Source organism: Erythrobacter sp. AP23, assembly GCF_001542855.1.
GTDB lineage: Bacteria > Pseudomonadota > Alphaproteobacteria > Sphingomonadales > Sphingomonadaceae > Qipengyuania.
The window spans coordinates 1-24,294 of sequence record NZ_LNBY01000018.1; the positions used below are offsets into that span (position 1 = coordinate 1).

26 protein-coding genes and 1 tRNA gene are annotated in these 24,294 nt (G+C 63.6%); 17 read left to right on the forward strand and 10 right to left on the reverse strand.

Going from position 1 to position 24,294, the window contains the following annotated elements; translation table 11 throughout:
* Positions 1 to 112: 112 nt before the first annotated feature.
* The gene (locus ASS64_RS12945; RefSeq protein WP_067695311.1) at positions 113 to 1,201 is read right to left on the reverse strand and encodes a fatty acid desaturase; all 1,089 of its coding nucleotides are present in this window, start codon (positions 1,199 to 1,201) and stop codon (positions 113 to 115) included.
* 149 nt (positions 1,202 to 1,350) lie between these two features.
* Between ASS64_RS12945 and ASS64_RS12950 the strand changes: the two genes are divergently transcribed.
* Positions 1,351 to 2,514, forward strand: coding sequence for a hypothetical protein (locus ASS64_RS12950; RefSeq protein WP_067695313.1), 1,164 nt, complete (start codon positions 1,351 to 1,353; stop codon positions 2,512 to 2,514).
* A 126-nt stretch (positions 2,515 to 2,640) separates the two neighbouring features.
* Positions 2,641 to 3,072, forward strand: a complete 432-nt coding sequence (locus tag ASS64_RS12955) for a response regulator (protein ID WP_067695320.1) — start codon at positions 2,641 to 2,643, stop codon at positions 3,070 to 3,072.
* A 245-nt stretch (positions 3,073 to 3,317) separates the two neighbouring features.
* On the opposite strand, the gene ASS64_RS12960 is transcribed toward ASS64_RS12955, so the two are convergent.
* Positions 3,318 to 4,064, reverse strand: a complete 747-nt coding sequence (locus ASS64_RS12960; protein WP_067695323.1) for a Crp/Fnr family transcriptional regulator — start codon at positions 4,062 to 4,064, stop codon at positions 3,318 to 3,320.
* Between the two features lie 145 nt (positions 4,065 to 4,209).
* Between ASS64_RS12960 and ASS64_RS12965 the strand changes: the two genes are divergently transcribed.
* Positions 4,210 to 5,001, forward strand: a complete 792-nt coding sequence (locus ASS64_RS12965; RefSeq protein ID WP_067695326.1) for a response regulator — start codon at positions 4,210 to 4,212, stop codon at positions 4,999 to 5,001.
* A gap of 74 nt (positions 5,002 to 5,075) precedes the next feature.
* Here ASS64_RS12965 and ASS64_RS12970 read toward each other — a convergent pair whose 3' ends face one another.
* Positions 5,076 to 6,707: a CHASE domain-containing protein gene (locus ASS64_RS12970; protein ID WP_234002405.1), complete on the reverse strand. Its 1,632-nt coding sequence runs from the start codon at positions 6,705 to 6,707 to the stop codon at positions 5,076 to 5,078.
* Positions 6,708 to 6,944: 237 nt separating this feature from the next.
* On the opposite strand from ASS64_RS12970, the gene ASS64_RS12975 reads away from it, so the two are divergent.
* From ASS64_RS12975 to ASS64_RS12985, 3 genes are read left to right on the forward strand one after another with little or no spacing between them, the layout of a single operon-like run.
* The gene (locus ASS64_RS12975) at positions 6,945 to 7,136 is read left to right on the forward strand and encodes a NepR family anti-sigma factor (protein ID WP_067695329.1); all 192 of its coding nucleotides are present in this window, start codon (positions 6,945 to 6,947) and stop codon (positions 7,134 to 7,136) included.
* On the forward strand, positions 7,136 to 7,741 hold the full coding sequence (locus ASS64_RS12980; RefSeq protein ID WP_067695332.1) for a sigma-70 family RNA polymerase sigma factor: 606 nt from the start codon (positions 7,136 to 7,138) through the stop codon (positions 7,739 to 7,741). The genes ASS64_RS12975 and ASS64_RS12980 overlap by 1 nt, the downstream gene beginning before the upstream one ends.
* A gap of 58 nt (positions 7,742 to 7,799) precedes the next feature.
* Positions 7,800 to 8,978: an AI-2E family transporter gene (locus ASS64_RS12985; protein WP_067695335.1), complete on the forward strand. Its 1,179-nt coding sequence runs from the start codon at positions 7,800 to 7,802 to the stop codon at positions 8,976 to 8,978.
* Positions 8,979 to 9,033: 55 nt separating this feature from the next.
* Here the strand turns inward: ASS64_RS12985 and ASS64_RS12990 are convergent, their stop codons facing one another.
* Positions 9,034 to 9,645: a superoxide dismutase gene (locus ASS64_RS12990; protein WP_067695338.1), complete on the reverse strand. Its 612-nt coding sequence runs from the start codon at positions 9,643 to 9,645 to the stop codon at positions 9,034 to 9,036.
* 174 nt (positions 9,646 to 9,819) lie between these two features.
* Between ASS64_RS12990 and glmM the strand changes: the two genes are divergently transcribed.
* The 3 genes from glmM to thiD are packed head-to-tail and all read left to right on the forward strand — an operon-like array spanning position 9,820 to position 12,199.
* Complete coding sequence (glmM, locus tag ASS64_RS12995; protein WP_067695344.1) at positions 9,820 to 11,157, forward strand: phosphoglucosamine mutase; 1,338 nt, start codon at positions 9,820 to 9,822, stop codon at positions 11,155 to 11,157.
* Positions 11,157 to 11,381 carry a DUF1272 domain-containing protein gene (locus tag ASS64_RS13000; protein WP_067695346.1) on the forward strand — a complete coding sequence of 75 codons (225 nt, stop codon included), beginning with the start codon at positions 11,157 to 11,159 and terminating at the stop codon, positions 11,379 to 11,381. Before glmM ends, ASS64_RS13000 begins: the two co-directional genes overlap by 1 nt.
* The gene (gene thiD, locus ASS64_RS13005; protein ID WP_067695349.1) at positions 11,378 to 12,199 is read left to right on the forward strand and encodes a bifunctional hydroxymethylpyrimidine kinase/phosphomethylpyrimidine kinase; all 822 of its coding nucleotides are present in this window, start codon (positions 11,378 to 11,380) and stop codon (positions 12,197 to 12,199) included. Before ASS64_RS13000 ends, thiD begins: the two co-directional genes overlap by 4 nt.
* On the opposite strand, the gene ASS64_RS13010 is transcribed toward thiD, so the two are convergent.
* Together ASS64_RS13010 and ASS64_RS13015 are read right to left on the reverse strand one after the other, a co-directional pair.
* On the reverse strand, positions 12,196 to 13,080 hold the full coding sequence (locus tag ASS64_RS13010) for an LOG family protein (protein WP_067695352.1): 885 nt from the start codon (positions 13,078 to 13,080) through the stop codon (positions 12,196 to 12,198). The genes thiD and ASS64_RS13010 overlap by 4 nt on opposite strands.
* Before the next feature lie 55 nt (positions 13,081 to 13,135).
* A tRNA-Trp gene (locus tag ASS64_RS13015) sits at positions 13,136 to 13,211 on the reverse strand.
* 85 nt (positions 13,212 to 13,296) lie between these two features.
* On the opposite strand from ASS64_RS13015, the gene aat reads away from it, so the two are divergent.
* Positions 13,297 to 13,980: a leucyl/phenylalanyl-tRNA--protein transferase gene (gene aat, locus ASS64_RS13020; protein WP_067695355.1), complete on the forward strand. Its 684-nt coding sequence runs from the start codon at positions 13,297 to 13,299 to the stop codon at positions 13,978 to 13,980.
* On the opposite strand, the gene ASS64_RS13025 is transcribed toward aat, so the two are convergent.
* From ASS64_RS13025 to ASS64_RS13040, 4 genes are read right to left on the reverse strand one after another with little or no spacing between them, the layout of a single operon-like run.
* On the reverse strand, positions 13,929 to 14,417 hold the full coding sequence (locus tag ASS64_RS13025; protein WP_067695357.1) for a DUF2155 domain-containing protein: 489 nt from the start codon (positions 14,415 to 14,417) through the stop codon (positions 13,929 to 13,931). The genes aat and ASS64_RS13025 overlap by 52 nt on opposite strands.
* 2 nt (positions 14,418 to 14,419) lie before the next feature.
* The gene (locus tag ASS64_RS13030) at positions 14,420 to 14,818 is read right to left on the reverse strand and encodes an NADH:ubiquinone oxidoreductase subunit NDUFA12 (protein WP_067696165.1); all 399 of its coding nucleotides are present in this window, start codon (positions 14,816 to 14,818) and stop codon (positions 14,420 to 14,422) included.
* Between the two features lie 49 nt (positions 14,819 to 14,867).
* Entirely contained in the window at positions 14,868 to 15,368 is a 501-nt protein-coding gene (locus ASS64_RS13035; protein ID WP_234002406.1) for a DUF192 domain-containing protein, read from the reverse strand.
* Positions 15,365 to 15,949, reverse strand: a complete 585-nt coding sequence (locus ASS64_RS13040) for a regulatory protein RecX (protein ID WP_067695361.1) — start codon at positions 15,947 to 15,949, stop codon at positions 15,365 to 15,367. Before ASS64_RS13040 ends, ASS64_RS13035 begins: the two co-directional genes overlap by 4 nt.
* A gap of 132 nt (positions 15,950 to 16,081) precedes the next feature.
* Between ASS64_RS13040 and ASS64_RS13045 the strand changes: the two genes are divergently transcribed.
* From ASS64_RS13045 to ASS64_RS13075, 7 genes are all read left to right on the forward strand, one after another.
* Positions 16,082 to 17,815, forward strand: coding sequence for a fatty acyl-AMP ligase (locus tag ASS64_RS13045; RefSeq protein ID WP_067695364.1), 1,734 nt, complete (start codon positions 16,082 to 16,084; stop codon positions 17,813 to 17,815).
* A 156-nt stretch (positions 17,816 to 17,971) separates the two neighbouring features.
* Positions 17,972 to 18,361 (forward strand): response regulator, encoded by a 390-nt coding sequence (locus tag ASS64_RS13050; RefSeq protein WP_157075193.1) that lies wholly within the window; start codon positions 17,972 to 17,974, stop codon positions 18,359 to 18,361.
* A 389-nt stretch (positions 18,362 to 18,750) separates the two neighbouring features.
* Positions 18,751 to 19,965, forward strand: coding sequence for a toxic anion resistance protein (locus tag ASS64_RS13055; RefSeq protein WP_067695371.1), 1,215 nt, complete (start codon positions 18,751 to 18,753; stop codon positions 19,963 to 19,965).
* Positions 19,966 to 19,978: 13 nt separating this feature from the next.
* Complete coding sequence (locus tag ASS64_RS13060; protein WP_067695374.1) at positions 19,979 to 20,737, forward strand: hypothetical protein; 759 nt, start codon at positions 19,979 to 19,981, stop codon at positions 20,735 to 20,737.
* A complete protein-coding gene (locus ASS64_RS13065) occupies positions 20,737 to 21,039 on the forward strand; it encodes a polyhydroxyalkanoic acid system family protein (RefSeq protein ID WP_067695377.1) in 303 nt (100 codons plus the stop codon). The genes ASS64_RS13060 and ASS64_RS13065 overlap by 1 nt, the downstream gene beginning before the upstream one ends.
* A gap of 103 nt (positions 21,040 to 21,142) precedes the next feature.
* A complete protein-coding gene (locus tag ASS64_RS13070; protein WP_067695379.1) occupies positions 21,143 to 21,748 on the forward strand; it encodes a biliverdin-producing heme oxygenase in 606 nt (201 codons plus the stop codon).
* Positions 21,748 to 24,291: an HWE histidine kinase domain-containing protein gene (locus ASS64_RS13075; RefSeq protein WP_067695382.1), complete on the forward strand. Its 2,544-nt coding sequence runs from the start codon at positions 21,748 to 21,750 to the stop codon at positions 24,289 to 24,291. Before ASS64_RS13070 ends, ASS64_RS13075 begins: the two co-directional genes overlap by 1 nt.
* Positions 24,292 to 24,294: the final 3 nt, after the last annotated feature.

Below are 24,294 nucleotides of genomic sequence, written 5' to 3' on the forward strand. Positions count from 1 at the left end.
CCCACTCCCCCACCCGGCCACCCATAGAATACCGTGCCGTGGGTGGCCGGGTGGGGGAGTGGGCTGGTGCCGCCGCAAGGTCGGGACGGATGTCCCGACCGCACGCAACGAACTACCGCATGGTATTCCGCGCAATCCGCGCGACCAGTACGCCCATCCCTGCGTGATTGGCGCCGTGATAGCTCGAATCCGCTTCGAGCTCGGCGACCAGGCGACGGTGCGCCTCGGGCAGCGAGTGATAGGGCATCGATGGCATCAGATGGTGCAGTGCATGATAGCGCAGGCCCACCGGCGCCCACAGTTCGGCGATCATGCCGGGCGGCGGGACATTGACGCTGTCTAGGAACTGCGCGGTAACGGTCATCGCCTCGCCCTCGTTCTCCCAAAGATGGGCGACCAGCGTACGCAGCTGGTTCAGCAGCGCGACGACCGAAGCCACCGCGAAGGCGACGAGCAGCGGTTTCCAGCCGAAAGCGAAGACGCTGCCGATCAGCGCCCAGCTCCACAGCATGCCGCCGACTTCCTGCAACACCACACGCGGACGCAGATCGCCTTCGGGCGGGCGGCGGCGGAACTCGGGATTGATTGCCAGCGCGCTGAGGCGCTGCCAGGTCAGCCGGCGGATGGGCGGGATGATCGCGCCGAGGGGGACCAGCACCGCAAACCGGAACAGCAGCGCGGCTGGCGCCAGCAGGGCGATCAGCACGAACGCGGGCAGGCTCCACGGTTTCATCAGCGCCAGGGGCAGGTATTCCGGATCCGCCACGGTCCCGTATTGCGTGCGCTTGTGGTGCAGCGTGTGGACCTGTTCGTACATAAACGACGGCGTCAGCATGGGAACGCCCACGAAGGCATTCCACGCGGTGCGGAAGCCGGGCAGCGCGCCATTCCGGAAATGCGAGATTTCATGGATGAACAACAGCGCACGGTAGAGCGCGAGAACCGAAATCACCGCAAGCCCGATCGCGACCGGCACGCTATCGACGAGAATGGCCCCCGCGAGCGAGGCATAGCCCACCACGGCGGACCCGATCATGTCGGGCCAGTAGATTGCCGCACGGTGATCGGCGATGTCCTTGGTCAGGTCGCGCGCGGCGCGCAGCATTGCCTTGTCATCGGGAATTTGGGCATGCCAGCCCGATCCCGCGTCGCGACGCGAGACGATGTCGGCAGCCGAAATCTGTGTCTGTTGCACACTCATGGTCGAAATTCCTGGGAGGCCTCTAGCCGAAAACGCACGCGCGATACAGCGCGCGGTGTCGATCATAGTGATCGTGGACGCGCGTTTCCTTGACAAAGATCAGCTAGCGCACACAGGGCTAATCGAGGCTGAACGAAGGTAATGCGCGAATGTTGGATGCAAATGTGGTGATCGAGCCGGTCGAAGGCAAGAAGGGGCGCGCCGAGTTCGTCGACATCGGCCGTGCCTTCGCTGCGCGCGAACCGCATGCCGTGCCGCAACTACGCTCCGAGCAGCTCGAATTGGTCAATCCGGGCAAGAATCCCTTTTTCGGTCACGCTTCGCACCAGCTGTTCGTTGCACGCCGCGGCGGCAAGCCGGTGGGCCGGATTTCGGCGCATATCGACCACCTCGCGCTCGAATTGCCGCGCGAGCAGGGCTTCGGGCCCGGCGCGGGCATGTTCGGCTATTTCGACGCCGAGGACGAGGCGAGCGCGCATCGGCTGCTCGCACAAGCCGAACACTGGCTGCGCGACCGAGGGATGGACCGCGCCATCGGTCCGATCTCCATGTCGATCTGGGAAGAACCCGGCCTGCTGACCAAAGGCCAGGATCACGCTCCGCTCATCATGATGGGCCACCACCCTGCAGCCTATCAGGATTGGATCGAAAGCGCGGGTTACGCGCGTGTCATGACCTTGCTGACCTACGACCTCGACGTCACCCACGATTTCCCCCCGCTGGTGCGCCGCATCGTTCAGTCGGGCCAGCGCAACGAGCGCATAACCGTGCGCACGGTCGACAAGAAGCGCTGGGACGAGGAGGTCGAGGTGATCCTCGCCATCCTCAACGATGCATGGTCGAACAATTGGGGCTTCGTGCCCTTCACCCCCGAGGAAATCGCCTATGCCGGCAAGAAACTGAAACCCGTCATTCACGAGGAGATCAACATGATCGCCGAACTCGACGGTCGCCCGGTCGCGTTCATGCTGACTTTCCCAGACGTGAACGGCGTGCTGCGCAAGGTCGATGGCAAGCTGTTCCCGTTCGGCTGGCTTCACCTGCTGCGCTGGATGCGCAAGCCTATGGGATCGGATATGCGCGTGCCATTGATGGGCGTCTTGAAAGAGTTGCACAATTCGCGCCTTGCCAGCCAACTCGCCTTCATGATGATCAGCCAGATCCGCGAGACTGCGACCCGCCTTTACGGCACGCAGCGCGCGGAAATCGGCTGGATTCTCGATGACAATCGGGGGATGAAGGCGATCGCCGATGCCATCGAGAGCAGCGTCAATCGCGAATACGCGATCTATCAAAAGCCGCTGGCCCGCTGAGCCGCGCCTGCTGTCGCAAGAATGCCACGGTCCGCAGGAGAACGGCACGCAACGGGAACTGCCCGCGCAGCCGCTCCGTTGGGCGGATAGATGCGAGGCGATTTCCGCCCATCCTTACGGGAACCGATGACGCAACACCCCAAGACCACCGCGCGCGAGAAGTTGCCGGCCCATGTGCTGGTGGTCGAAGATGATGCGGTTCTCGGCCTGACGATCGAGCAGACGCTGCTGGATGCAGGCGTTGCACGCGTAGAGCTTTCGACATCGACCGAAGACGCGCTGCGCCACCTGCGCGAAGAGCAGCCCAAGGTCATCGTCCTCGACGTCCACCTGGCCGACCGCGATGACGGATGGGCGATCGCCGAGCTCGTCCGCACGCTCGGCCCCGACAGCCCGCGGATCATCTTCTCGACCGGCGCGCCGCAAGACATTCCCGCGGACGTGGCCGCGCTCGGCTGTATCCTGGAAAAGCCGTATGACGCGGAAGTGCTCGTCGAATTGTTGCGCCAGCCCAAACGGCGCGGGATCATTTCGCGTTTGCGCGGCGCCCTGCGCTGATCGCCCGGCAGGGGACCTGGCTTAGGAACGGTAGGCTTTCGTCCGCTCCGCCCCCTTCGTCACGCCAAAGTCGTGTCACCACCAAGAAAAAAGGCCTCCGTTGCATTGCAACGGAGGCCTTTCGGGATCGTATCACCAGCCGCTTGGACGGGAGGGGGGGTCTCGGCGGTGACATAGAGGATACGCGCTGCCAGAAAGAGGGTTCCCGGCCACCAACATTTTTTTTGAGCCCGGTCAAAACCTCCTCAAATGAAGGGCCTGCACTTGTCCTTGTCACGATCGAACTGCGCGTAATCCGCCGCCTTGGCCGGGTCCGGCACGTGGATTTCCCGCGATTTCCATTCGACCAGTCCTTCGCGCTGCAGCTGGCGCAGCGTGCGGTTGGTGTGGACGAGTGAGAGCCCGAGCATATCGGCAATCTGTGCCTGCGTGATCGGCAAAGAGACGATATTGTCGTCGTCGGCCAGACAGGTCGATTTCGCCCGGTCCAGCAACCAGACCGCAAGATAGGTCACGCGTTCGCGCGCGTTGTGCTGCCCCAGCGAGACGATATGTCCCTCGAGTGCAGTCTCCTCCTTCGCGGCGAGCCAGGTTATGTCGTAGCCGAGGCTCGGATGCTCCGACACGAGTTCCACGAAGTCGGCCCGGCGGAAGCGGCACAACCGCGCGTCGACCAGCGCCTCGATCGTGTGGCTCGAAGGCTCGTCGAAAGCGCCCTGAAGGCCTATGAGGTCGCCCGGGAACATGAAGTTCACGATTTGCCGCCGCCCATCGTCGAGAGAGCGCGACCGGATCAGCACCCCGTCGAGGACCGTATACAGGCGCTCGTGCTGCATTCCCTCGTCGATCAGCACATCGCCACGATCGAGCCAGACTTCGCCGTCCTTGAATTTCTGCATGTAGGCGAGCTGGGTTTCTTCCAGCTTGCGCAGCCCCGGACAGGATTGAAGCGGGCACGCCGGACAGGCGATGGGATCGGCAATCTCGTGCAACGCTCTCGCCTCCTCTCGGCTACGTTTCGCTGGCGTGGATGCGCCTGAAAAGACGCGTTTGTCAAACCGCGCCTTGCAGCCGGAGAGCTTGGAACCTAACCACGTGCAGTACGTTAGAAGCGCGCACCTTAAGGAAGGGGTCTAAATGTCGCTTGGTGATCAAATTGCTCGTAACCTGCCCTATTTGCGTCGCTATGCGCGCGCGCTGACCGGATCGCAGGCTACGGGAGACGCGTTTGTCCGTGCCACGCTCGAAGCCGCTCTGGCCGACAGCGAGCTCAAACAATCGCTCGAAGGCGGCCGCGTGCCGCTTTATCGGGCATTCAACAAGGTCTGGTCGAGCGCCTATATGGATGTGCCCGAAACCGTCGGCGGCGATGGGCACGAAGGCGCGGCCCAGGACCGCCTCAAATCGGTCACGCCGCTCAACCGCCAGGCGCTGCTGCTGACGACGCTGGAAGATTTCTCGTCGGATCAGGCCGCCGAGATCATGGACATGTCGGCCGACGATATCGAGCGACTGGCGCAGGAAGCGGTTTCCGAGATCGACCGCGAATCGACGACGAGCGTGCTCATCATCGAAGACGAACCGCTGATTTCCATGCAGCTCGAAGACCTCGTGACCTCGCTCGGCCACGAAGTTTGCGGCACGGCTGCCACGCGCACGCAGGCGCAGGAAGTGGTCGCCGAAAAGACCCCCGGTCTCGTGCTCGCGGATATCCAGCTTGCCGACGGCTCCTCTGGCCTCGACGCGGTCGACGACATTCTCGCGATCAGTTCCGTGCCGGTGATCTTCATCACCGCTTATCCCGAGCGCCTGCTGACGGGCGATCGTCCCGAGCCGACCTATCTCGTGACCAAGCCGTTCCAGGAGCAGACGGTCCGCGCGGCGATCAGCCAGGCGCTGTTCTTCGGCTCGAGCCGCCCGCTCGGCTGACACGTTCCGAAGCATATTGGTAAGATGCAAAAGCCCGGGCCGTTCGGTCCGGGCTTTTTCGTGGGCGAAGCGCTTCAGTGCCCGCGCCCGCCTGGCCCCTTGCGGCGAAGCTCGAACTCGCTCGGCTCGCGCACGGGAACGAGCAATGTGCAGCGCACGCCTTCGGGGCGGAATTCGAGTTCGACGGGGTGGCGCAATTCATGCGCGACGATCTTCTCGATCAGATCTGTGCCGAACCCGCGGCGCTGCGGGCGCGAGACGGGCGGGCCGCCGCGTTCGATCCACTCTACCTTGGCCAGCGTATCGTTCACCTGGCTCCAGCGCACCGCAACGCTACCGCCCGACACGCTGAGCGAGCCGTATTTGGCGGCATTGGTGGCCAGTTCGTGGATTGCAAGCCCAAGCGATAGGGCATCGTTGGGCGCGAGCTCGGTATGCGGACCGTCGAGTTCGAGCCGATGGTCGGCGTCGCGCGCATAGGGCGCCAGTTCGACTTCGATTACCGAGCGGATGGGGGTCGTGCCCCATTCCGACTGGGTCAGCAGGTCGTGCGTTGCCGACAGCGCGCGAATCCGCCCGTCGAGCCCTTCGGCGAATTCGTCGAGGTTTTCGGACCGGCGGCGCGTCAGTGAGACGATCGACAGCACGTTGGCGAGCGTGTTCTTGACCCGGTGATTGAGCTCGCGGGTCAACGAGTTGCGAATCGAATTCTGCTCTTCGAACCAGCTGATCGCACGTCGGTCTTCGAGGCTCTGCTGGGTCAGCAGGCGCGAGACGAGCATCAGGAGGCTGGCGACGGCGAGGCCGAACAGCAAGGTGATCATCGACATCGATGACAGCCCATCCTCGCGTGCCGACTGCACTTCGAGCACCATCCGGCGATTGGCGAGGTTCACTTCGCGCGTCACCGTCGAGCGACCATCGACCCACGCTTCGGTCTGCGCCATCGAGTTTTGCGACGTCGCCTCGCCATCGAGCAGCCGCGAAGCGATGGCTTCATAGCTCACCAGATCGGATGCCGATCCGAGGAACTGCGCGGCGTTGAAGGGACTGTAGATGAATCCCTTGAGCTCGCGCGAGCTGCTGAGGCCTTCGAAGACCGGCATGTAGATCAGGAAGCCGGCCGCATCGCCGTCCCCCTCCTGCACCAGCACGATCGGGCCACTCGCCGTCGGTCGGTCGTTGGCGGCAGCAAGGTCCATCGCTGCGCGGCGGACGGGTTCGGAATACATGTCATAGCCCAACGCCCGGCGATTTCGCACCGTGTCGGGCTGCAGATAAAGGATCGGCGTCAGCGTATCGCGCGGCTGTTCCGCGATAGAGGGAGAGACCGATTGTTCTTCCACGCGGCTCATGCCGAGGCGCGCTTCGAATTCGGCGAGTTCCTCGGCCTCGACCACGGGGGCCCAGCCGATACCTTCGGCGCCGCGATAATTCGCATCGAGCCGCAGCTCCGAAACGAAGCGGCGGAACAGTTCGGGTGTCACATCGTCCTGCGTCGACAACAGCGCCGCGCCCGCGCGCAGATAGGCCGAGCTGGTGTAGGCCCGGCGTTCGATCGCCGAAGTCATCGCCTGCGCCTTGCGAGCGACATCCGCGGCATCGCGCTGCTTTTCGCCTCGCTCGATGGCGAAGACGCTCAGCACCGTGATGCCGGTGACGAGGATGAATATCAGCACCGGAATTCCGCGCGGATAATCGATCAACCAACGCCTGCGGCGCCCTTTGCGTTGGAGTTCTTCGGCTACCAGCTCATCGCCCCTGCAAACTTATGCGGCCCCATAGTATGCGATAGTATGCGGCGCAGCGCGATTGGTTCCAATGCGTTGCATTCGGGAACTTGCCGGCTAGACGTGCGTTGTGCGAAGCACATCCGGGATCGACACTCCTGCCGCAGGACCATACCCGCGCCAGGAAACCAAGAGGGTATAACCTTTCAAGCCATGAGTTCCGACACTCCGAAAAATCCGCAGCGCGTGCCCGCCGGCGGTCCGCACCCCGGTTCGGGTTCGCCCGGCAAGGGCAAGGATCCGGACTGGGCGAGCGGGCTTCGGCGTCTCTATGATTCGGTCGTAGAAGAGCCGCTGCCCGACAGCTTCCAGGACCTCCTCGACCAGCTGGACACCAAGAAGTGATGGCGGCCGAGGAACGGACGGCTTCCGAAAAGGCCGATTTCAAGCGCGAACTGACCGAAGTGGTTCCCCACTTGCGCGCCTTCGCCCGCGGGCTGTGCGGCCGCGCCGACATGGCGGACGATCTGGTGCAGGAAACGCTGCTCAAGGCATGGGCGGCGCAGGAACGCTTCCAGCCCGGCACCAGCATGCGCGCCTGGACCTTCGTCATTCTGCGCAACGCCTATCTCACCGATATGCGTCGCAATCGCTTCCGCGGGGAATATGACGAAACGGTCGCCGAGCGCGTGCTGACCGCGCCGGCCGGTCAGGAAGAGCCGATCCACCTGTCGGACATGCACCGTGCGCTGCTGACGCTGCCGCCCGAACGCCGCGAGGCGCTGCTGCTGGTCGGCGCTGGCGGCTTCTCCTATGAAGAGGCAGCGACGATCTGCGATTGCGCGGTGGGAACGATCAAGAGCCGCGTGGGCCGCGCACGCGCCGCGCTCAACGCCATGCTTGCCGATGGGAATATTCCCAAGCGCTCGATCGACGACAATGCCGCACACCGCGCGATCCTCGAGGAACTCGACGATGTCGCCGCAGGCCAGGGTGGCAGCCGCAATTAGAAAATCGAGGTGCGCTCGCCGCTTGTCACGATTCGCGGCGCAGGGCAGATAGGCGCTGATGAGCGAGACCAAGCCTCCCGAAGACACCGCGCGCCCGGCACAGACCCGCCGGTCGCGCAGGCTTGCCTTCGCCGAGCAGGAATTGCGGCTGATTTCCTCGCTCGTGCTGCTGATCGGCCTCGGCCTGTTCTTCGCGCTGCCCTTCGTCCTTTCGATCGGATCGGTGGTGTTCCTCCCCGTCGTCACCGCGCTCGTGCTTACGGTGATCCTTTCGCCGCTGGCAGACAAGCTCAATGGCTGGGGCCTGCCCAATGCGCTCGCCTCGATCACGGCGCTCTTGTTCTTCTTCGCGATCCTGCTGCTCGCGCTGGCGCTGATCCTGCAGCCCGCGATCGCGCTGTTCGACGACGTGCCGGCCATGGCCCAGGGGGTGATGGCACGGTTCGGAGAATTGCGTGAGCGGTTCGCCTGGGTGGCGACGATCAACGAACAGCTCGCGGCATTGATGAGCGACGATCGCACGCGCGAAGTCGTTCTGGCCGCGCCCAGCCTGCTGGAACAGGTCGCCTTTGCCACGCCGGGCCTGATCATCGAGACCATCCTCACCCTGCTGATGGCCTATTTCATGATCGAGGCGCGCGTGCGCCTGCGCCAGCGGCTGCTGTTCGGGCGCGCAAGCTTCGGCACCAGCATCAAGGCGGCTCGGGTGATCCGCGAAGTGCAGGACCGGGTCGCCGCCTACATTCTGACGGTCGGCTGGATCAACGCGCTGGTGGGTGTGGTCGTGGCACTGGGCGCATGGGCGCTCGGCGTCGATGCGCCGATCATGTGGGGCGGCCTCGCCGCGCTGCTCAACTTCCTGCCCTATGTCGGCCCGATCGTGATGATCGCGCTGCTCGGCCTGTTCGGTATCGGCACCGCCGACACGATCGTGCTCGGCCTGGTGCCGGCGGCCGCCTATCTGGCCCTGCATACGATCGAGGCGAATATGATCACGCCCTCGATCCTGGGCGCGCGCTTTACGATGAACCCGGTGATGATCCTGATCGCCCTGTCCTATTTCACGTGGATCTGGGGCTTCTTCGGCGCCCTTCTCTCCGTACCGATCCTGCTGATGCTGACCGCTCTGTTCGATCATATCGGGCGGCCGAATCTGGTCGGATTCATCTTCGGCGAACCGCTGTTCGCCACCAATCTCTTCGACGATCACGATACCGCCGAGCCATCGCCCAAATAGAAAACCCGCCACCATCGCTGGCGGCGGGTTTCGATTTTTCAGGCGGAGTTCCGGCTTAGGCGGGATACTGCCAGGTCGTGCCACGCGCGAGGTTCTCGCTCGCGAACTTCCAGTTCAGCTTGCCGTTGACCGCATCGAGATAGGCCGGGCGCGCGTTCTGGTGGTCGAGGTAGTAGGCGTGCTCCCACAGATCGATCACGAGCAACGGGTTGACGCCGTCCTGGTCGGCCAGCGTATCGCCGTCATGCGTTTCCTCGATCGTCAGCTTACCGCCCTTGACCGCAAGCCAGACCCAGCCGCTGGCGAAGTGGCCGGCACCGCGCTCGGCGAGCTTTTCCTTGAGCCCGTCGACCGAACCGAAGGCATCGTCTATCATGCTCTTGAGCTCGTCCGACGCAGCGGTCTCCGAACCGGCCATCGAATGCCAGTAGAAACCGTGGTTCCAGCTCTGCGCCGAATTGTTGAACAGGCCCTGGTTGCTGCCGCGGGCGGCCGCGATCACCTCTTCCAGGCTCTTGTCGGCCAGGTCGCCGCCTTCGATCGCCGCATTGGTCTTGTCGATATAGGCCTTGTGGTGCTTGCCGTGGTGGAACGACAGCGTCTTTGCCGACACGGCGGGTTCCAGCGCAGTATCGTCGTAAGGCAGGTCGATCAGCTCAAAAGCCATGGATAGTCCCCTCTTGGGTTGGTGTTGAAATCTTCCGTACTCGCGTCCTTAACGCCCGTGCGGACGCGTGGTTGCACATAGCGGCGATATTGTACGCGAAAAGGGCGCAAGGCGGTCTTTTATTCGTAGGCCATTCGCGCCATGGGGTGTGCAGGACAAGGAGACATCCCACCGATGGCACGCAAATTCTTCGGCACTGACGGTATTCGCGGCCGCACGAACGAAGGCTTGATGACCGCTTCGACCGCAATGCGCGTCGGCCAGGCGGCAGGCGCCTATTTCCTGCGCGGCGGACATCGCCACCGCGTGGTGATCGGGAAGGATACCCGGCTGTCGGGATACATGATGGAAAGCGCGCTGGTAGCGGGATTCACCAGCGTGGGAATGGATGTCATCATGACCGGGCCGTTGCCGACGCCGGCGATCGCGCTGCTTACCCGCGAAATGCGCGCCGACCTCGGTGTCATGATCTCGGCCAGCCACAATCCGTTCCAGGACAACGGCATCAAGCTGTTCGGCCCCGACGGGTTCAAGCTGTGCGACCAGGCCGAGGCGGAGATCGAGCGCTTGCTCGACCAGGAGCCGCCGCTGGTCGAGCCCGAACGCATCGGCCGCTCGCGCCGGATCGAGGATGCGCGCGGTCGCTATATCCATGCCGTGAAACAATCGGTTGCGAGCGATATTCGCTTCGACGGGCTCAAGGTCGTGCTCGATTGCGCTCATGGGGCGGCTTACCAGGTAGCCCCCAGCGCGATCTGGGAATTGGGTGCGGAGGTCATATCTTTGGGAGTCGAGCCCAATGGCACCAATATCAACGACGGGGTCGGTTCGACCGCGCTCGATGCGATCAAGGCGCGCGTGGTCGAGGAAGGCGCGGATATCGGCATTGCGCTCGATGGCGATGCGGACCGCCTGATCGTGATCGACGAGAAGGGCAAGACGGTCGATGGCGATCAGATCATGGGGCTGATTGCTACTCGCCTACAGGAGAGTGGCGACCTGCAGGGCGGCGGTGTCGTCGCGACGGTTATGTCGAACCTCGGCCTCGAACGCTATCTCGCCGGCATCGGCCTCTCGCTCGAACGCACCAAGGTCGGCGATCGCTACGTTCTAGAACGTATGAAAGGCGGCGGATTCAATGTCGGTGGCGAACAATCGGGGCACATGATCCTGCTCGATCACGGCACGACTGGCGATGGCACGGTGGCGGCGCTGCGCGTGCTGGCCAGTCTCGTGCGCTCAGGCAAACCGGCGAGCGAGCTGCTCCACGTATTCGATCCGGTTCCGCAATTGCTCAAGAACGTGCGCTATTCGGGCGGCGAGCCGCTGGAGAACGGGACCGTCCGACAAGTGGTGGCGAAAGCCGAACAAGAACTCGATGGCAAGGGCCGCTTGGTCATCCGTCCCTCGGGCACCGAACCGTTGATCCGTGTCATGGCCGAGGGCGACGACGCCGCCCAGATAGAGGACGTCGTCGACCGGATCTGCGATGCGGTAAGGGAAGCTGCCTGATGCTCGAAATGCGCCCCGATTGCGAACGGTGCGGCACCGACCTCCCGGCGGAGGCTTCGGGCGCGTTCATCTGCAGCTTCGAATGCACCTTTTGCGCCGAGTGCGCGGAGGAACTCGACGACATCTGCCCCAATTGCGGCGGCGAACTGATGGACCGTCCGACTCGCGCGAAACAGCTCCATGGGAAATTCCCGCCGAGCACGACGCGCAAATTCAAGGGATGAGCGACACGCCCCCTCCCCGCATCCTGTCGATCGCCGGATCCGACAGTTCGGGCGGTGCGGGTATCCAGGCGGACATCAAGACGATCACCATGCTCGGCGGCTATGCGATGACCGCCATTACCGCCGTCACGGCTCAGGACACGCTCGGAGTGCGCGGGGTCGAGGCGCTGTCGCCCGGGTTCGTTCTCGAGCAGGTAGAATGCTGCCTGGCCGACATTGGCGCCGATGCGATCAAGATCGGCATGCTCGGCTCGCCCGAAACCGCGCGGCTCCTGGCCGAACGTCTCGATACCTTCGCCGGGCCGATCGTGTTCGACCCGGTCATGGTCGCGACCAGCGGATCGGTTCTCGCAGATGAGGAGACCATCGCCGGATTTGCCGGGTTGATGGAAATCGCGACCGTCGTCACGCCCAACCTGCCCGAACTCGAAGTTCTTACGGGGCGCAAGGGTATCCCCGATGACGCTGTATTCGACGCCGCCAAGGCGCTCGCCGACCGCCATGGCGTGCAGGTGCTCGCGAAGGGCGGCCATGCCGGCGACGAAACACAGGTGGTCGACCGGATCGTTTCGCCTACCGGCAAGCTCGCCAGCTTCGCGCACGCGCGGATCGACACCACGCATACACATGGCACGGGGTGCACGCTATCGAGCGCGCTGGCGACCATGCTCGGCCATCGCCAGCCGCTCGTCAACGCGATCCGTATCGCACGGGCCTTTACCTATGCAGCGATCGAGAACGCCCCCGGCTACGGGAGTGGTTCCGGCCCGCTGGGTCAGCAGGCGGTGCGCCGGCTGAAGCCCGCAGAAGATAGCTAGCGATCGAGGTCGTAGAAGGCTGCGATATGCGCCCAGGCCTCTTCCGCGGTTTCGCACCAGCGGAACAGGTCGAGGTCCTTCTTCGAGATCGTGCCTTCCTCGGCCAATGCTTCGAAATCGACCACCCGGGTCCAGAATTCCTTGCCGAACAACAGGATCGGCATGGGCTTCATCTTCCCCGTCTGGATCAGCGTCAGCAGTTCGAAGAATTCGTCGAAGGTGCCGAAACCGCCGGGGAACACCGCGACGGCCTTGGCCCGCAGCAGGAAATGCATCTTGCGCAGCGCGAAGTAGTGGAAGTTCAACGACAGATAGGGCGTCACATAGCTGTTGGGCGCCTGCTCGTGCGGCAGGATGATGTTGAGACCGATGCTTTCCGCACCCGAATCGCTGGCGCCCTTATTGGCCGCCTCCATGATCGAAGGCCCGCCGCCCGAGCACACGACGAACTGGCGCTTACCCTCCTCGACGATCGATTTCTCCGAGGCGATTTTCGCCAGATTGTAGGCCTCGGCGTAATACTTGCTTTTCTTGACGAGATTCTCGACCACCCGGCACTCATCCTCGGGCAGTTCCTTGGCACCTTCGAGCGCGGTCTCGGCCGCCTCGGGTGGGGGAATGCGCGCCGAACCGTAGACGACCAGAGTCGAGCCCACGCCCGCCTCGTCGAGCAACATTTCGGGCTTCAGCAGCTCGAGCTGGAAGCGCACCGGACGCAACTCGTCACGCAGCAGGAAATCGGTATCCTGAAACGCCAGCCTATAGGCGGGATGCGCGGTCTGCGGCGTTTGGTGCAGCAGGGTTTTTCCGAATTCGGCCTCTTGGTCGGCCGCGTAGAATTTGCGATCCGAAAGGTCGCGTTCGCTTTTGTTGTCGGTCATGCCTCGCGCGATAGGGCGGGCGTCGGCGGCGCACAAGCGCCGAAAGCGCGGGAAATGGCAGGGGTGACAGGATTCGAACCCGTGGCCCTCGGTTTTGGAGACCGATGCTCTACCAGCTGAGCTACACCCCTGCAGGAAGGGCGCGCATTAATGGGCTCGCCTGCACTTGGCAAGACGCATATCGCCGGGCGTCGCGAAGTGATATGATGTGCCGCAATGCACGCCCCCGCCACCTCCCGCATCCCGGTCGACCTTTTGCTGCGCGCCTATCGCGGCGGGGTCTTCCCGATGGCCGATCACCGCGGCGACCCGGAAGTCTACTGGGTCGAGCCACGTGAACGGGCGATTATTCCGCTGGGCGGCTTCCGCCTGTCGAAAAGCCTGAAGAAGGTGCTGCGGCAGGATCGCTTCCACGTCACCTGCAATACAGCGTTCGCGCGCGTCATCGCCGAATGCGCGGCCCCACGCGAGGAACATGCCGAAAGCTGGATCAGCCATCGGATCGAAACCAGTTACAATGCGCTGCACATGGCCGGCCATGCGCATTCGATCGAATGCTGGCAGGGAAGCGAGCTGGTCGGCGGCCTGTACGGCGTGGGGTTCGATCGCGTCTTCTGCGGCGAAAGCATGTTCAGCCGGCAGACCGATGCCAGCAAGGTCGCGCTGGCCTGGCTGGTCGCTGCCATGCGCGAGGCGGGATATGCATTGCTCGACTGCCAGTTCATGACCGAACACCTGGCGCGGATGGGCGCGGTCGCGATCCCGCAAGAGAAATACATGGCCTTGCTGGCCGGAGCCATCGGCTATCCGGCTGCCTCGCTGCCCGATGTGATCGCGCGTTTTGGCGCCTATTCCTCGCCTGGAAAGTCCATCGCGCAGTCCTTGACCCAGACGTCGTAGATCGGGTGCTCGACCACATTGAGGCTGGGCGAATTCTTGAACAGCCAGCCTGAAAAGATCTTGCGGAAATCGTCTTCGGTGCCCCGTTCCTTGACCAGGACCTGGACGAAGGCGCCGGTTTCCTTCGGCATTTCCCACGGCGCGGTTCGCTCGCAGGCCTGCAGGCGCACGATCACGTCGCCCACGCGCTGCTGTTCGCCGGGCCTCATCTCGAGGTTCCGGCTGACATTGTTGCGCTTGTTGAGCAGGCCCAGCGTGGCGACGCGTTCCTCCATCGGCGTACCGATCCCCGCCTCGGCGGCGGGCTGCGCAGGCATTTCGCCCTGCTGCAAATCTTCGGGAATGGTCGTTTCGACGGCGTCGGCGGGCTCGCTTGCCTCCTCGCTGCATGCGCCCAGCACCAGCGCGAGGCCAATGAGGGCATGCGCCCCGCGCATCGTCACGCCTCGGGCGACCAGGCTTCGTAATCGCCCGACGCGCTGGCACGCCGCCCGCCGCGTTCGAGCGCACCGGCCGGACGATAGGCTGCCGCCGTGCCGGTAGCGTTGGGCGTGTAATCGGTTTCCCAGATGCGGGCCGGGGGCAAGTGACTTTCGGGAACGTCGTCGAAGGCGCCATGCAGCCAGCCGTGCCATTCGCTCGGCACGCGGCTGGCATCGTTCGAACCTTCGTAGATCACCCAGCGGCGCTCACGACCGTCGCCGGTCGTCTTTTTCGAGCGGTAGTACTTGTTGCCCTGCGCATCGGTGCCGACGTGCTCGCCATTGCGCGAGGACCAAAGGTGGGTGCCGATGGTGGCGCCGTTCCACCAGGTGAAGATCTTGCCGAGAAAGCTCATGGCCGCGCGGTTAGCGGATTCGCGCGCGCGGGCCAAGCCAGTTCGATACTTACCATTCGACCAAATCGCCCGGTTCGATGCCCAATTCCTCCGCGCGGCCTCCGCGCAATTCGAGCACGCCGAGAACCGGGCCGATCGAATAGACCGATTCGAGCGAATAGGGCTGGGTCATCGCGGCAATATTGCTGATGCGCCGGTCGGGACCGATAAAGATGATGTCGAGCGGGAGCGGCGTGTTCTTCATCCAGAAGCTTTGCGCCGTGGTGCCGTCATAGGGGAAGATCATCCCCTCGAAATCGCCCAGCTCGGTGCGGAACATCAGTCCGCGCGCCTGTGCTTCGCGCGTGTCCGCGACCTCGACCGCGAATTCGATACGCTTCCCGTCCGCGGTCACGGTAAGCGGGGCGATTTGCAGGCCCGACACCGGATGCACTTCGGCCGCGGCCGTTTCCGCAGCCGCGACGCCCTGCTCGGCAGGCGATCCGGCCTGCGTCTGCGGCGAACAACCGACTGCGACGGCGAGCGCCGCGAGCGCGCCGAGGGCCCTCAATCCGTTTCCTCTCTTGCTTCTGCGATCCATTCCTCGAGTTCCTCGATGCTGCGCGCCTCGACGACGCGCCTGGCGTGCTCGAACTCATGACCCGCGCGCACCAATGCGGCAAGCCGCTTTTCCTTGTGCTTGCGCGCATCATCGGGCGCGACATCGGCTTTTTGTTCGAAGGGGCCGAAGCCGCGTTTGCGCGCGAAAACCAGCGCCGCATTGCGCTTTTGCGCTTCCCCCGGCGCAAGCGATTGCCGCAGCCCCTCGTCGATTCCGGCCGCCCGCAAATTCTGCTCGACTCGCCGCGCGCCATAGCCTCGTGCCGCAAGGTCGTTCGCCTTGGCCCGTCCGTAGGCCTCGTCGTCGACATAGCCCTTGGCCACGAATCGCGAGACGATGTTTTCGACATCGGGCTCCTCTTCCTCGACGAATCCGCGCTCGCGAAGCTTGCGCCGAAGATAGGCCTCGAGCTTGCCCGCGCTGGTCGCGAAACGCGCCACATAGGCCACTGCCAGCTCCTCCAGCCGCGTACGATCGAGCGGTTTTGCCCGGCGGCGAGTGCGTCCGAAAGTTGCGCGTTCATCATCCATCGGCCATATTCCTGCCACACTCCTTTCAGATTGGGAAACGCGGGAGAGCGCTCGACCTTACGGATTGCGCGCAAGATCAAGCAATGAGGGAGGCCGCAAGGCCCCAGCTATTCACGGGTATCGCCGATAATTATGACCGACGCCGTACTTACGCCGACGCCGAACGACTGCGACCTGCCGCGCCGCCGTTCGGACTTCGCGACCTTCAACGAAGCCATCGACTACGCTGCGCGTAGCGCGAAGGGCCTCAATTTCCATGACATGCGCGGGACACTGGAGCGAATCTACCCCTATGCCCAGATGCGCGAGGACGCGCTCGAGGCAGCCTACCGGCTCGTCGAGATGGGCATCGAGAAGGAAGACCGCGTCGCGCTGGTCGCCGAGACCAGTCCCGAATTCGCGGCGCTCTTCTGCGCCTGCACGCTGATGGGCGCCTGGCCGGTCCCCCTGCCCCTCCCGACCACTTTCGGCGGCAAGGAAAGCTATATCGACCAGCTTTCGGTGCAATTGCAGAGTTCGGACCCGAAAATCCTCATCTATCCGGGCGAAATCGCCGATATGGCCAAGGCTGCCGCCGATCGTCAGGGTTGCGACGGGGAAAGCTGGGAAGACTTCGCCCGGCGTCCCGCGCCCAGTGTCGATCTCCCCGAAGCGCAGCCGGACGACATCTGCTATCTGCAATATTCGTCCGGTTCGACCCGCTTCCCTACCGGGGTCGCCGTTACCCACGAAGCCCTGCTGCACAATCTGCGCGGCCACGCCGAATCGATGGATATCGGCACCAACGACCGGGTGGTCAGCTGGCTGCCCTGGTATCACGACATGGGGCTCGTGGGCTGCTTCCTGTCGCTGGTTGCCAACCAGGTGTCTGTCGATCTGCTCAAGACCGAACATTTCGCGCGTCGCCCACTGGCCTGGCTCGACCTGATCAGCCGCAACAAGGGCACCACGCTAAGCTATTCGCCCACCTTCGGCTACGACATCTGCGCGCGGCGCATTTCCAGCCAGAGCCATGTCGCCGACCGCTTCGACCTGTCGCGCTGGCGCGTGGCGGGCAATGGCGCGGACATGATCAGGCCCGACGTGATGCAGAGCTTCGTCAATGCCTTCTCCGATGCGGGTTTCCAGGCGAGCAGCTTCAACCCGAGCTACGGCCTTGCCGAGGCGACGCTGGCGGTCACCGTCATGCCGCCGGGCGAGGGCATCCGCGTCGAATTGGTCGAGGAAGAGCGCCTGTCGGGCCGTCCGCGCGACCTGTCCAAGCCTGCGCGCTATCGCGCGATCGTCAATTGCGGCAAGCCGATCCCGGGCATGGAGGTCGAAATTCGCGGCGAGAACGGCCAGCCACGCGGCGATCACCAGATCGGCAAGGTCTGGTGCCGCGGCAAGAGCGTGATGCATTCCTATTTCCGCAATGAGGAGGCGACCGCCGACTGCCTCGTCGATGGCTGGCTCGATACGGGCGACATGGGCTACATGGGCGATGGCTATCTGTTCATCGTCGGCCGGGCGAAGGACATGATCATCATCAACGGCAAGAACCTGTGGCCGCAGGACATCGAATGGGCGGTCGAGCAATTGCCGGGCTTCAACCACGGCGACATCGCCGCCTTCTCGGTCGACACCGACAATGGCGAAGAAGCACCCGCCGTGCTGGTCCATTGCCGCGTGTCGGATCCCGAAGAACGGATCAAGCTGCGCAACCAGATTGCCGACAAGGTTCGCGGCGTAACCGGCATGAGCTGCGTCGTCGAACTTGTCCCGCCGCGCACCTTGCCGCGCACCAGCTCGGGCAAGTTGAGCCGGGCAAAGGCGAAGAAGCTCTATCTCGCTGGCGAAATCCAGCCGCTGGATCTCGCTGCCTGATACTTTTCGGCAACAGTGAGCGTCAGGAAATTCAAACGCTTCTCGGCTCGTCGCGGATCACCCGCTCTTAATCGAATTCCGGCGGAACGCGGCGGGCTTTCGCGTATTGAAGACGATAACCGCTCGGGTCGCACCAGCTGGTTGATAGGCGCCAAGATGCCACACAATCTTCCAGGCAAGCGGGTTCTGGTCGTCGAGGACAACCCGATCCTTGCCTATGACATCACCGATCTGGTCGAGGACGTAGGGGCGAAGGCGGTCGGCCCGGCCTTCGACGTCGCGACAGGTATGCGCCTGGTGTCGGAAGAGGAACTGGATGCCGCGCTGCTCGATATCGATCTGGGCGGAGAGCTGGTTTGGCCGATCGCCGAAGCGCTCGATCGGCACGATGTTCCCTTCGCCTTCGTCAGCGCACAATGCCAGCCCGAATTGCTGCCGGAAGCCTTCCGCGCCAGGGTCTGCATCGACAAGCCAGCACGCTACAGTCAGATAATCGAGGCGCTAGTCAGCTTCGTCACGCGGCGCGAGGATTCCTCGCCGGATTAGCCCTGCACCCGCGCGCGGAGATCGATCGACAGGCCGACCGGTCCCTGCTGAAAGTTACGCGCGACCTCCCGTATTCTTGGCCAGGGTCTGCATGGCCACGCCGCGCTCGCCGATATTCGGCGGGACGCCGACGTCGCATCGCGAAGCGCGCGGCAATTCCGATCACGAAGAGATCGGTCTTTAGGCGCGTGCCGGACGACTAACCCCCTTTCGACAAAGAGAAATCTGCGCGAATATTTGCTCACGGCCGGAAGGTGGCCCGCTGAGAATTGGCTTGCCCAATTGCCATCTGGCGCGGCATGATCCGCCCGACCCCACGCAACCGCGCTTGAAGATCGTGTATTGCCACCCTAATACAGGATTGAAGCCGCTTGGAGAGAACCGCGCCCATGAGCGATACCAAACCGCAGACTGCCACTGCCACCGAAACCGCCTTCGACCTGACACCGCCCGAACCGGTGCCCGAGGTAAAGCCGGAGAAGGCGGCGGGCCTCGTACCGGTATCCGAGGAGGTTAAGAGCAAGCTGGAATCGAAAGTCGATGGCTTCGTCGAGGACCTCATCGCCGAAGATGCCAATTCGCCCGAATTCGGCAAGAAGGTCGACCAGCTGACCAATATGGGCCGCAAGGAAATCATGGCCGCTGCGGGCATGTCGAACCGCTTTCTCGACCGGCCCGTGCGCGCGATGGACAAGGACGAAGGCGTCGGCGCCAATCTCGCCGAACTGCGCCGCGTGGTCGAGGATCTCGATCCGGGCAAGCGGGGCAAGCTGTCGGGCCCGCGCAAAATCCTGGGCATCATCCCCTTCGGCAACAAGCTAACCAATTATTTCCGCAGCTACCAGAGCGCGCAAACGCACATCCAGTCGATCCTCAACAACCTCGCCAGCGGCAAGGACGAGCTGATCATGGACAATGCCGCGATCGACGTCGAACGGCAAAAGCTGTGGGAGGCGATGGGCAATCTGGAACAGATGATCCACATCTCGAACTCGCTCGACGGGAAGCTCGAGGAAAAGGCCGCCGAACTCGACGCGACCGATCCGGCCAAGGCCAAGGCGATCCGCGAAACCGCGCTGTTCTATGTCCGCCAGCGCACGCAGGACCTGCTTACCCAAATGGCGGTGAGCGTGCAGGGCTATCTCGCGCTCGACCTGGTGAAGAAGAACAATGTCGAGCTGGTCAAGGGCGTGGACCGCGCCAGCACCACCACCGTGGGCGCATTGCGCACCGCGGTGACCGTGGCCGAGGCGATGACCAACCAACGGCTGGTGCTGGGCCAAATCACCGCGCTCAACGATACCACCGCGGGCATCATCGATTCCACCAGCACCCTGCTGCGCGACCAGACGGGCAAGATCCACGAGCAGGCCGCGGCCAGCACCATCCCGCTCGAAACGCTCCAGCGTGCGTTTCAGAACATCTACGATACGATGGACGAGGTCGACAGCTTCAAGCTGCGCGCGCTCGACAGCATGAAGCAGACGGTCAACCTGCTCAGCGACGAGGTCGAGAAATCGAAGGGCTACATCGCGCGGGCCGAAGGCCAGGCGCAGGCGCAAAAGCAGGTCTCCGAAAGCAGCCTGCTGAGCATCGAGGGCTGAGGAGCTTGGCCCAGTGAACGACCTCACTCGCGATAACGATCGCATTCTTTCCGAAGGCAAGGCGCTGCTGCGCGACAATCGCGAAGGCGGTCGCCACCGCCGCGCGCCGTCCATCGGCGAGGGTTCGGCCAAGGTGAAACGCGATCACCTGATGAAGAAGGTCCGCAATATCGCCATCGCGCTGTTCGCGCTGTGGGTGGGCATGGGCGTGCTCGGCATGATCATCGACGGGATCGGCTTCCTCGGCGTGATGGCGCTGGTGGTTGCCAGCGTGGTGGCGATCGGCGTGCTCGGCAATTACCCCAAGATGAAAACGCCCAAGCGCGCCGACATCAACAAGGGCAATGTCCAGCAGATGGTCAGCCGCACCGAATTGTGGCTCGAGGCGCAGCGCCCCGCCCTGCCCCCGCCCGCCGCGCGCATCGTCGACGAGATGGGCGTCCAGCTCGATGCGCTGGGCCTGCAATTGGAGGGGCTCGACCAGAACCATCCCAAGGCCCGCGAAGTGCGCAGCCTGGTGGGCGAACAGCTGCCCGAGATGATCGACAGCTACCGGCGGATCCCGGCGCATCTGCGCAAGGAAGAGCGCGCCGGCGCGACGCCCGATACCCAGCTTACCGACAGCCTCGGCAAGATCAGCAACGAGATCGATTCGATTACCCGCCAGCTCGCCGAAGGCTCGCTCGACGATTTGGCGATCAAGCATCGCTATCTCGATTACAAATTCGGCGAAGGGGCCCAGACCAGCCCCCGGCTCGAGGACAAAAGCTGATGCGCGTTCCCATTCCCCACAATCTCGACAAGGCCGAGGTCCGCCGCCGCCTGCATTCGCGCAGTCACGAGATCGGTCAGTTCGTCCCTGGCGGCATGGCCGACGTCGCCACCAGCTGGCCGCACGAAGACCGCATGGACCTCTCGGTCAAGGCGATGGGCCAGGGCGTCGACGGCGCGGTGATCATCGAGGACGACCAGGTGATCTTCGAGGTCAACCTGCCGCCGGCCATCTCTTTCGTCGAGCCGATGGTCGCCAGCGCCATCCGCCAGAAAGGGCAGAAACTGCTCGAGGCGAAATAATCCGGAGCCGCTCCCGGCAAAAATACTTGCGGATCGGGGAACTATTCGCGAGCATGCGCGCTTTGCGTTGAAGCGGGAATTGATCTTACCGCGCGGCGGGCCCATGCCTGCTTCAGGGCAGGACGGTACGGAAAGCGAGGCCGAGCGAATGCCGGTGACCAGTGGGGTGGGTCGCACCACCAGGGAATATCTCAAAGCCTGTACCGCGCCGAGCCACGACCGGCTCGATGGGCGCCTCGGAACGCTCACCGAAGGGAGTGAGCGCGACTATGCCGATTTTCTCGAGATTCAGTACCGCGCCCGCCAAGACGTCGAACTGTGGCTGGCCGACCGCGCGCCGACAAGCGGACCGCCAGGCCAGACCGGCCTGATCGCGCAGGATCTCAAAATGCTGGGTCGTGCTGCGCCTACCGATTTCCCGGCTCTGGAGACGCCTGCCGATGCGGACCCGATCGGCGTTTGCTGGGTGATGGCAGGGTCATCGCTCGGCAACCGGGCGATCCTCGCGCGGCTTGCCAAAACCGGTATGCAATGGCCCACCGCCTTCCTTTCCGACCGGCGTATGACCGCCTATTGGCAGGATTTGCGCCCGATACTCGAACGGCCGCATTCCCCCGATCGGGACCGGGCGGCGCTCGCAGCCGCGCAGGCAACATTTGCGCATTTCAATGCGGTCGTCGCACATGCCCTGTCGCCGGTCGCCGCGTGATGGGCGTGCAGGAGGTCAATCTTTCGAACTGCGATCGCGAACCGATCCACCAACTCGGCCGGATCCAGGCCTTCGGGGCGCTGATTGCGGTCAACGCGGACTGGTTCGTCGCGCATCGCTCGACCAATCTCGAAGCGATTTTCGGAGCGGGCCGATCTCTCGAAATCGGCGACCGGCTCAGCTCGCTGGTCGCTCCCGCCGCGCTCGAACAGCTGCGCAGCGCCGCCGCCGCACTCACGATTCCCGACCAGGTCGAGCGAGTGTTCGGGCTTGACCTATTCGACGATGGCACGCTGTTCGATTGCGCGCTGCACAGTTCGGGCGCGAATACCGTAATCGAAGCCGAACCCCATGCAGCGGGGGACCTCAATCGCCAACTCGCTCTCCTCCGCCCGATCATGGCGCGGCTCGAGAAACACCGCGATGTCCAGGCGCTGGCCGACGAGGCCGCACGCCAGCTTCGCCATGCGCTGCAGATAGACCGCGTCATGGTCTATCGCTTTCGCGAGGATCTTTCGGGCGAAGTCATTGCCGAGGCGGCGCGGGAGGATCTCGAGAAGTTCCACGGCCTGCGCTATCCCAAATCGGACATCCCCAATCAGGCGCGCACGCTCTACCTGCGCAACAGGTTCCGCATCATCGCCGACGTCGAGGCCGGCCCGGTGGAGATCGAGCCGGGCGTCTCGTTCGATGGCGAACCGCTCGATCTCGGCATGAGCACGCTGCGCGCCGTCTCTCCGATCCATATCGAATACCTGAAGAACATGGGGGTCGGTGCCTCCTTATCGATCTCGATCATCATCGGGGGGAAGCTCTGGGGCCTGTTCGCCTGCCATCATTATGGTCCCAAATTGCTGCCCTATTCGCAGCGCACTGCGGCGGAACTGTTTTCCGAACTGTTTTCGCTCATGCTCGACCGCACGCTGTCGAGCCAGGCGGCCGACCGGCGCGAGAAGGGCCGCGAGGTCCATTCGCGGCTGATGCGCGACATCGCCGCAGGCACACCGCTTTCCTCGAGCCTGCCGACGATCGAACCAGTCATCCAGCAGGTGATCCCGCACGATGGCGTGAGCGTTTTCGTCGAGGACATTTACGATTCGCGTGGCTCGGCCCCGAACGAGGAAGAGTTTCGCGCGATCCTTCCCAGCCTCAACGGCGGGGCGACCAGTAAACTGCTCGCGAGCGAGGCGATTGCCGAAAGACTGCCGCGAGCCGAGCGGTTCGCCGACCGCGCGGCGGGCGCGCTGGTGATCCCCGTATCGCGCACGCCGCGCGACTATCTGATACTGTGGCGCAAGCCGCTGACCCACACCGTCACCTGGGCCGGCAATCCCGAAAAGCCGGTAGAGGCAGGTCCGAATGGCGATCGCCTGACCCCGCGCAAGAGCTTCGAGGCGTGGCAGGAAACGGTCGAGGGGCGCGCGGAAAAATGGTCGCAGGCCGAACTCGACATTGCCGAGGGCCTGCGTGTCACGCTGCTCGAGATCATCCTGCGATTGACCGACGAGGCGGTGACCGAACGCACCAAAGCGCAACAGCAGCAGGAATTGCTGATCGCCGAACTCAACCACCGCGTGCGCAATATCCTCAATCTCATTCGCGGCCTCATCAACCAGTCGAAAAACGATGCGACCGATATCGAGACCTTCGTCGAAATCGTCGGGGGCAGGGTCAGTTCGCTTGCGGCGGCGCATGACAACATCACCAAGGGCAATTGGTCCCACGCACCGTTTTCGGAACTGATCGAGACCGAGGCCAATGCCTATCTGAGCGGCAAGACCGATCGGCTGGAGGTGAAGGGCCCGGAGGCGATGATCTCTCCCGAGGCCTATACGGTGATGGCGCTCGTGATCCACGAGATGATAACCAATTCGGCCAAATACGGCTCGCTGAGCGATCAGTCCGGCAAGCTCGAGGTCGAAGTCAGCCGCGACGACGAGGACAATTTCTGCGTCGACTGGCGCGAAAGCGGCGGCCCGCCGGTCAAGCCGCCCAAGCGGCGTGGATTCGGCAGCACGATCATCGAGCGCTCGTTGCCTCACGAGCTCGAAGGCACCGCCGAAGTCCATTACCGTTTGGAAGGCGTCGAGGCGCGCTTTTGCATCCCTGCGCGCTTCGTCGAATGGCGTGGGCGCGCCGGCGGACCAGTTGCACAGGCAAAGAAGATGAAGAACGACCGTCCCCAAAACCTGCCCGAGAGCGTCCTGTTGGTCGAAGACAGCATGATCATCGCACTCGATGCGGAAGACTGCCTCAAGGAACTGGGTGTTGAGAAGGTGCGCATAGAGAGTTCGGTCGCGGCCGCGCTCGACGCCTTGGCGAAGACGCGGCCGGCGCTTGCCATCCTCGACTACAATCTCGGCAAGGAAAACAGCGAGCCGGTGGCGGAAAAATTGCGGGAGGGCGGCGTGCCCTTCTGGCTGGCGACCGGATATGGCGAGATGGAAAGCCGGGTCGCCGAACTTGGAGCATCGGGCCTCCTGACAAAACCCTATGGCAGGGACGAGCTCGTCGAGATGCTCACCACCTTCGACCAGCAGTGAGCA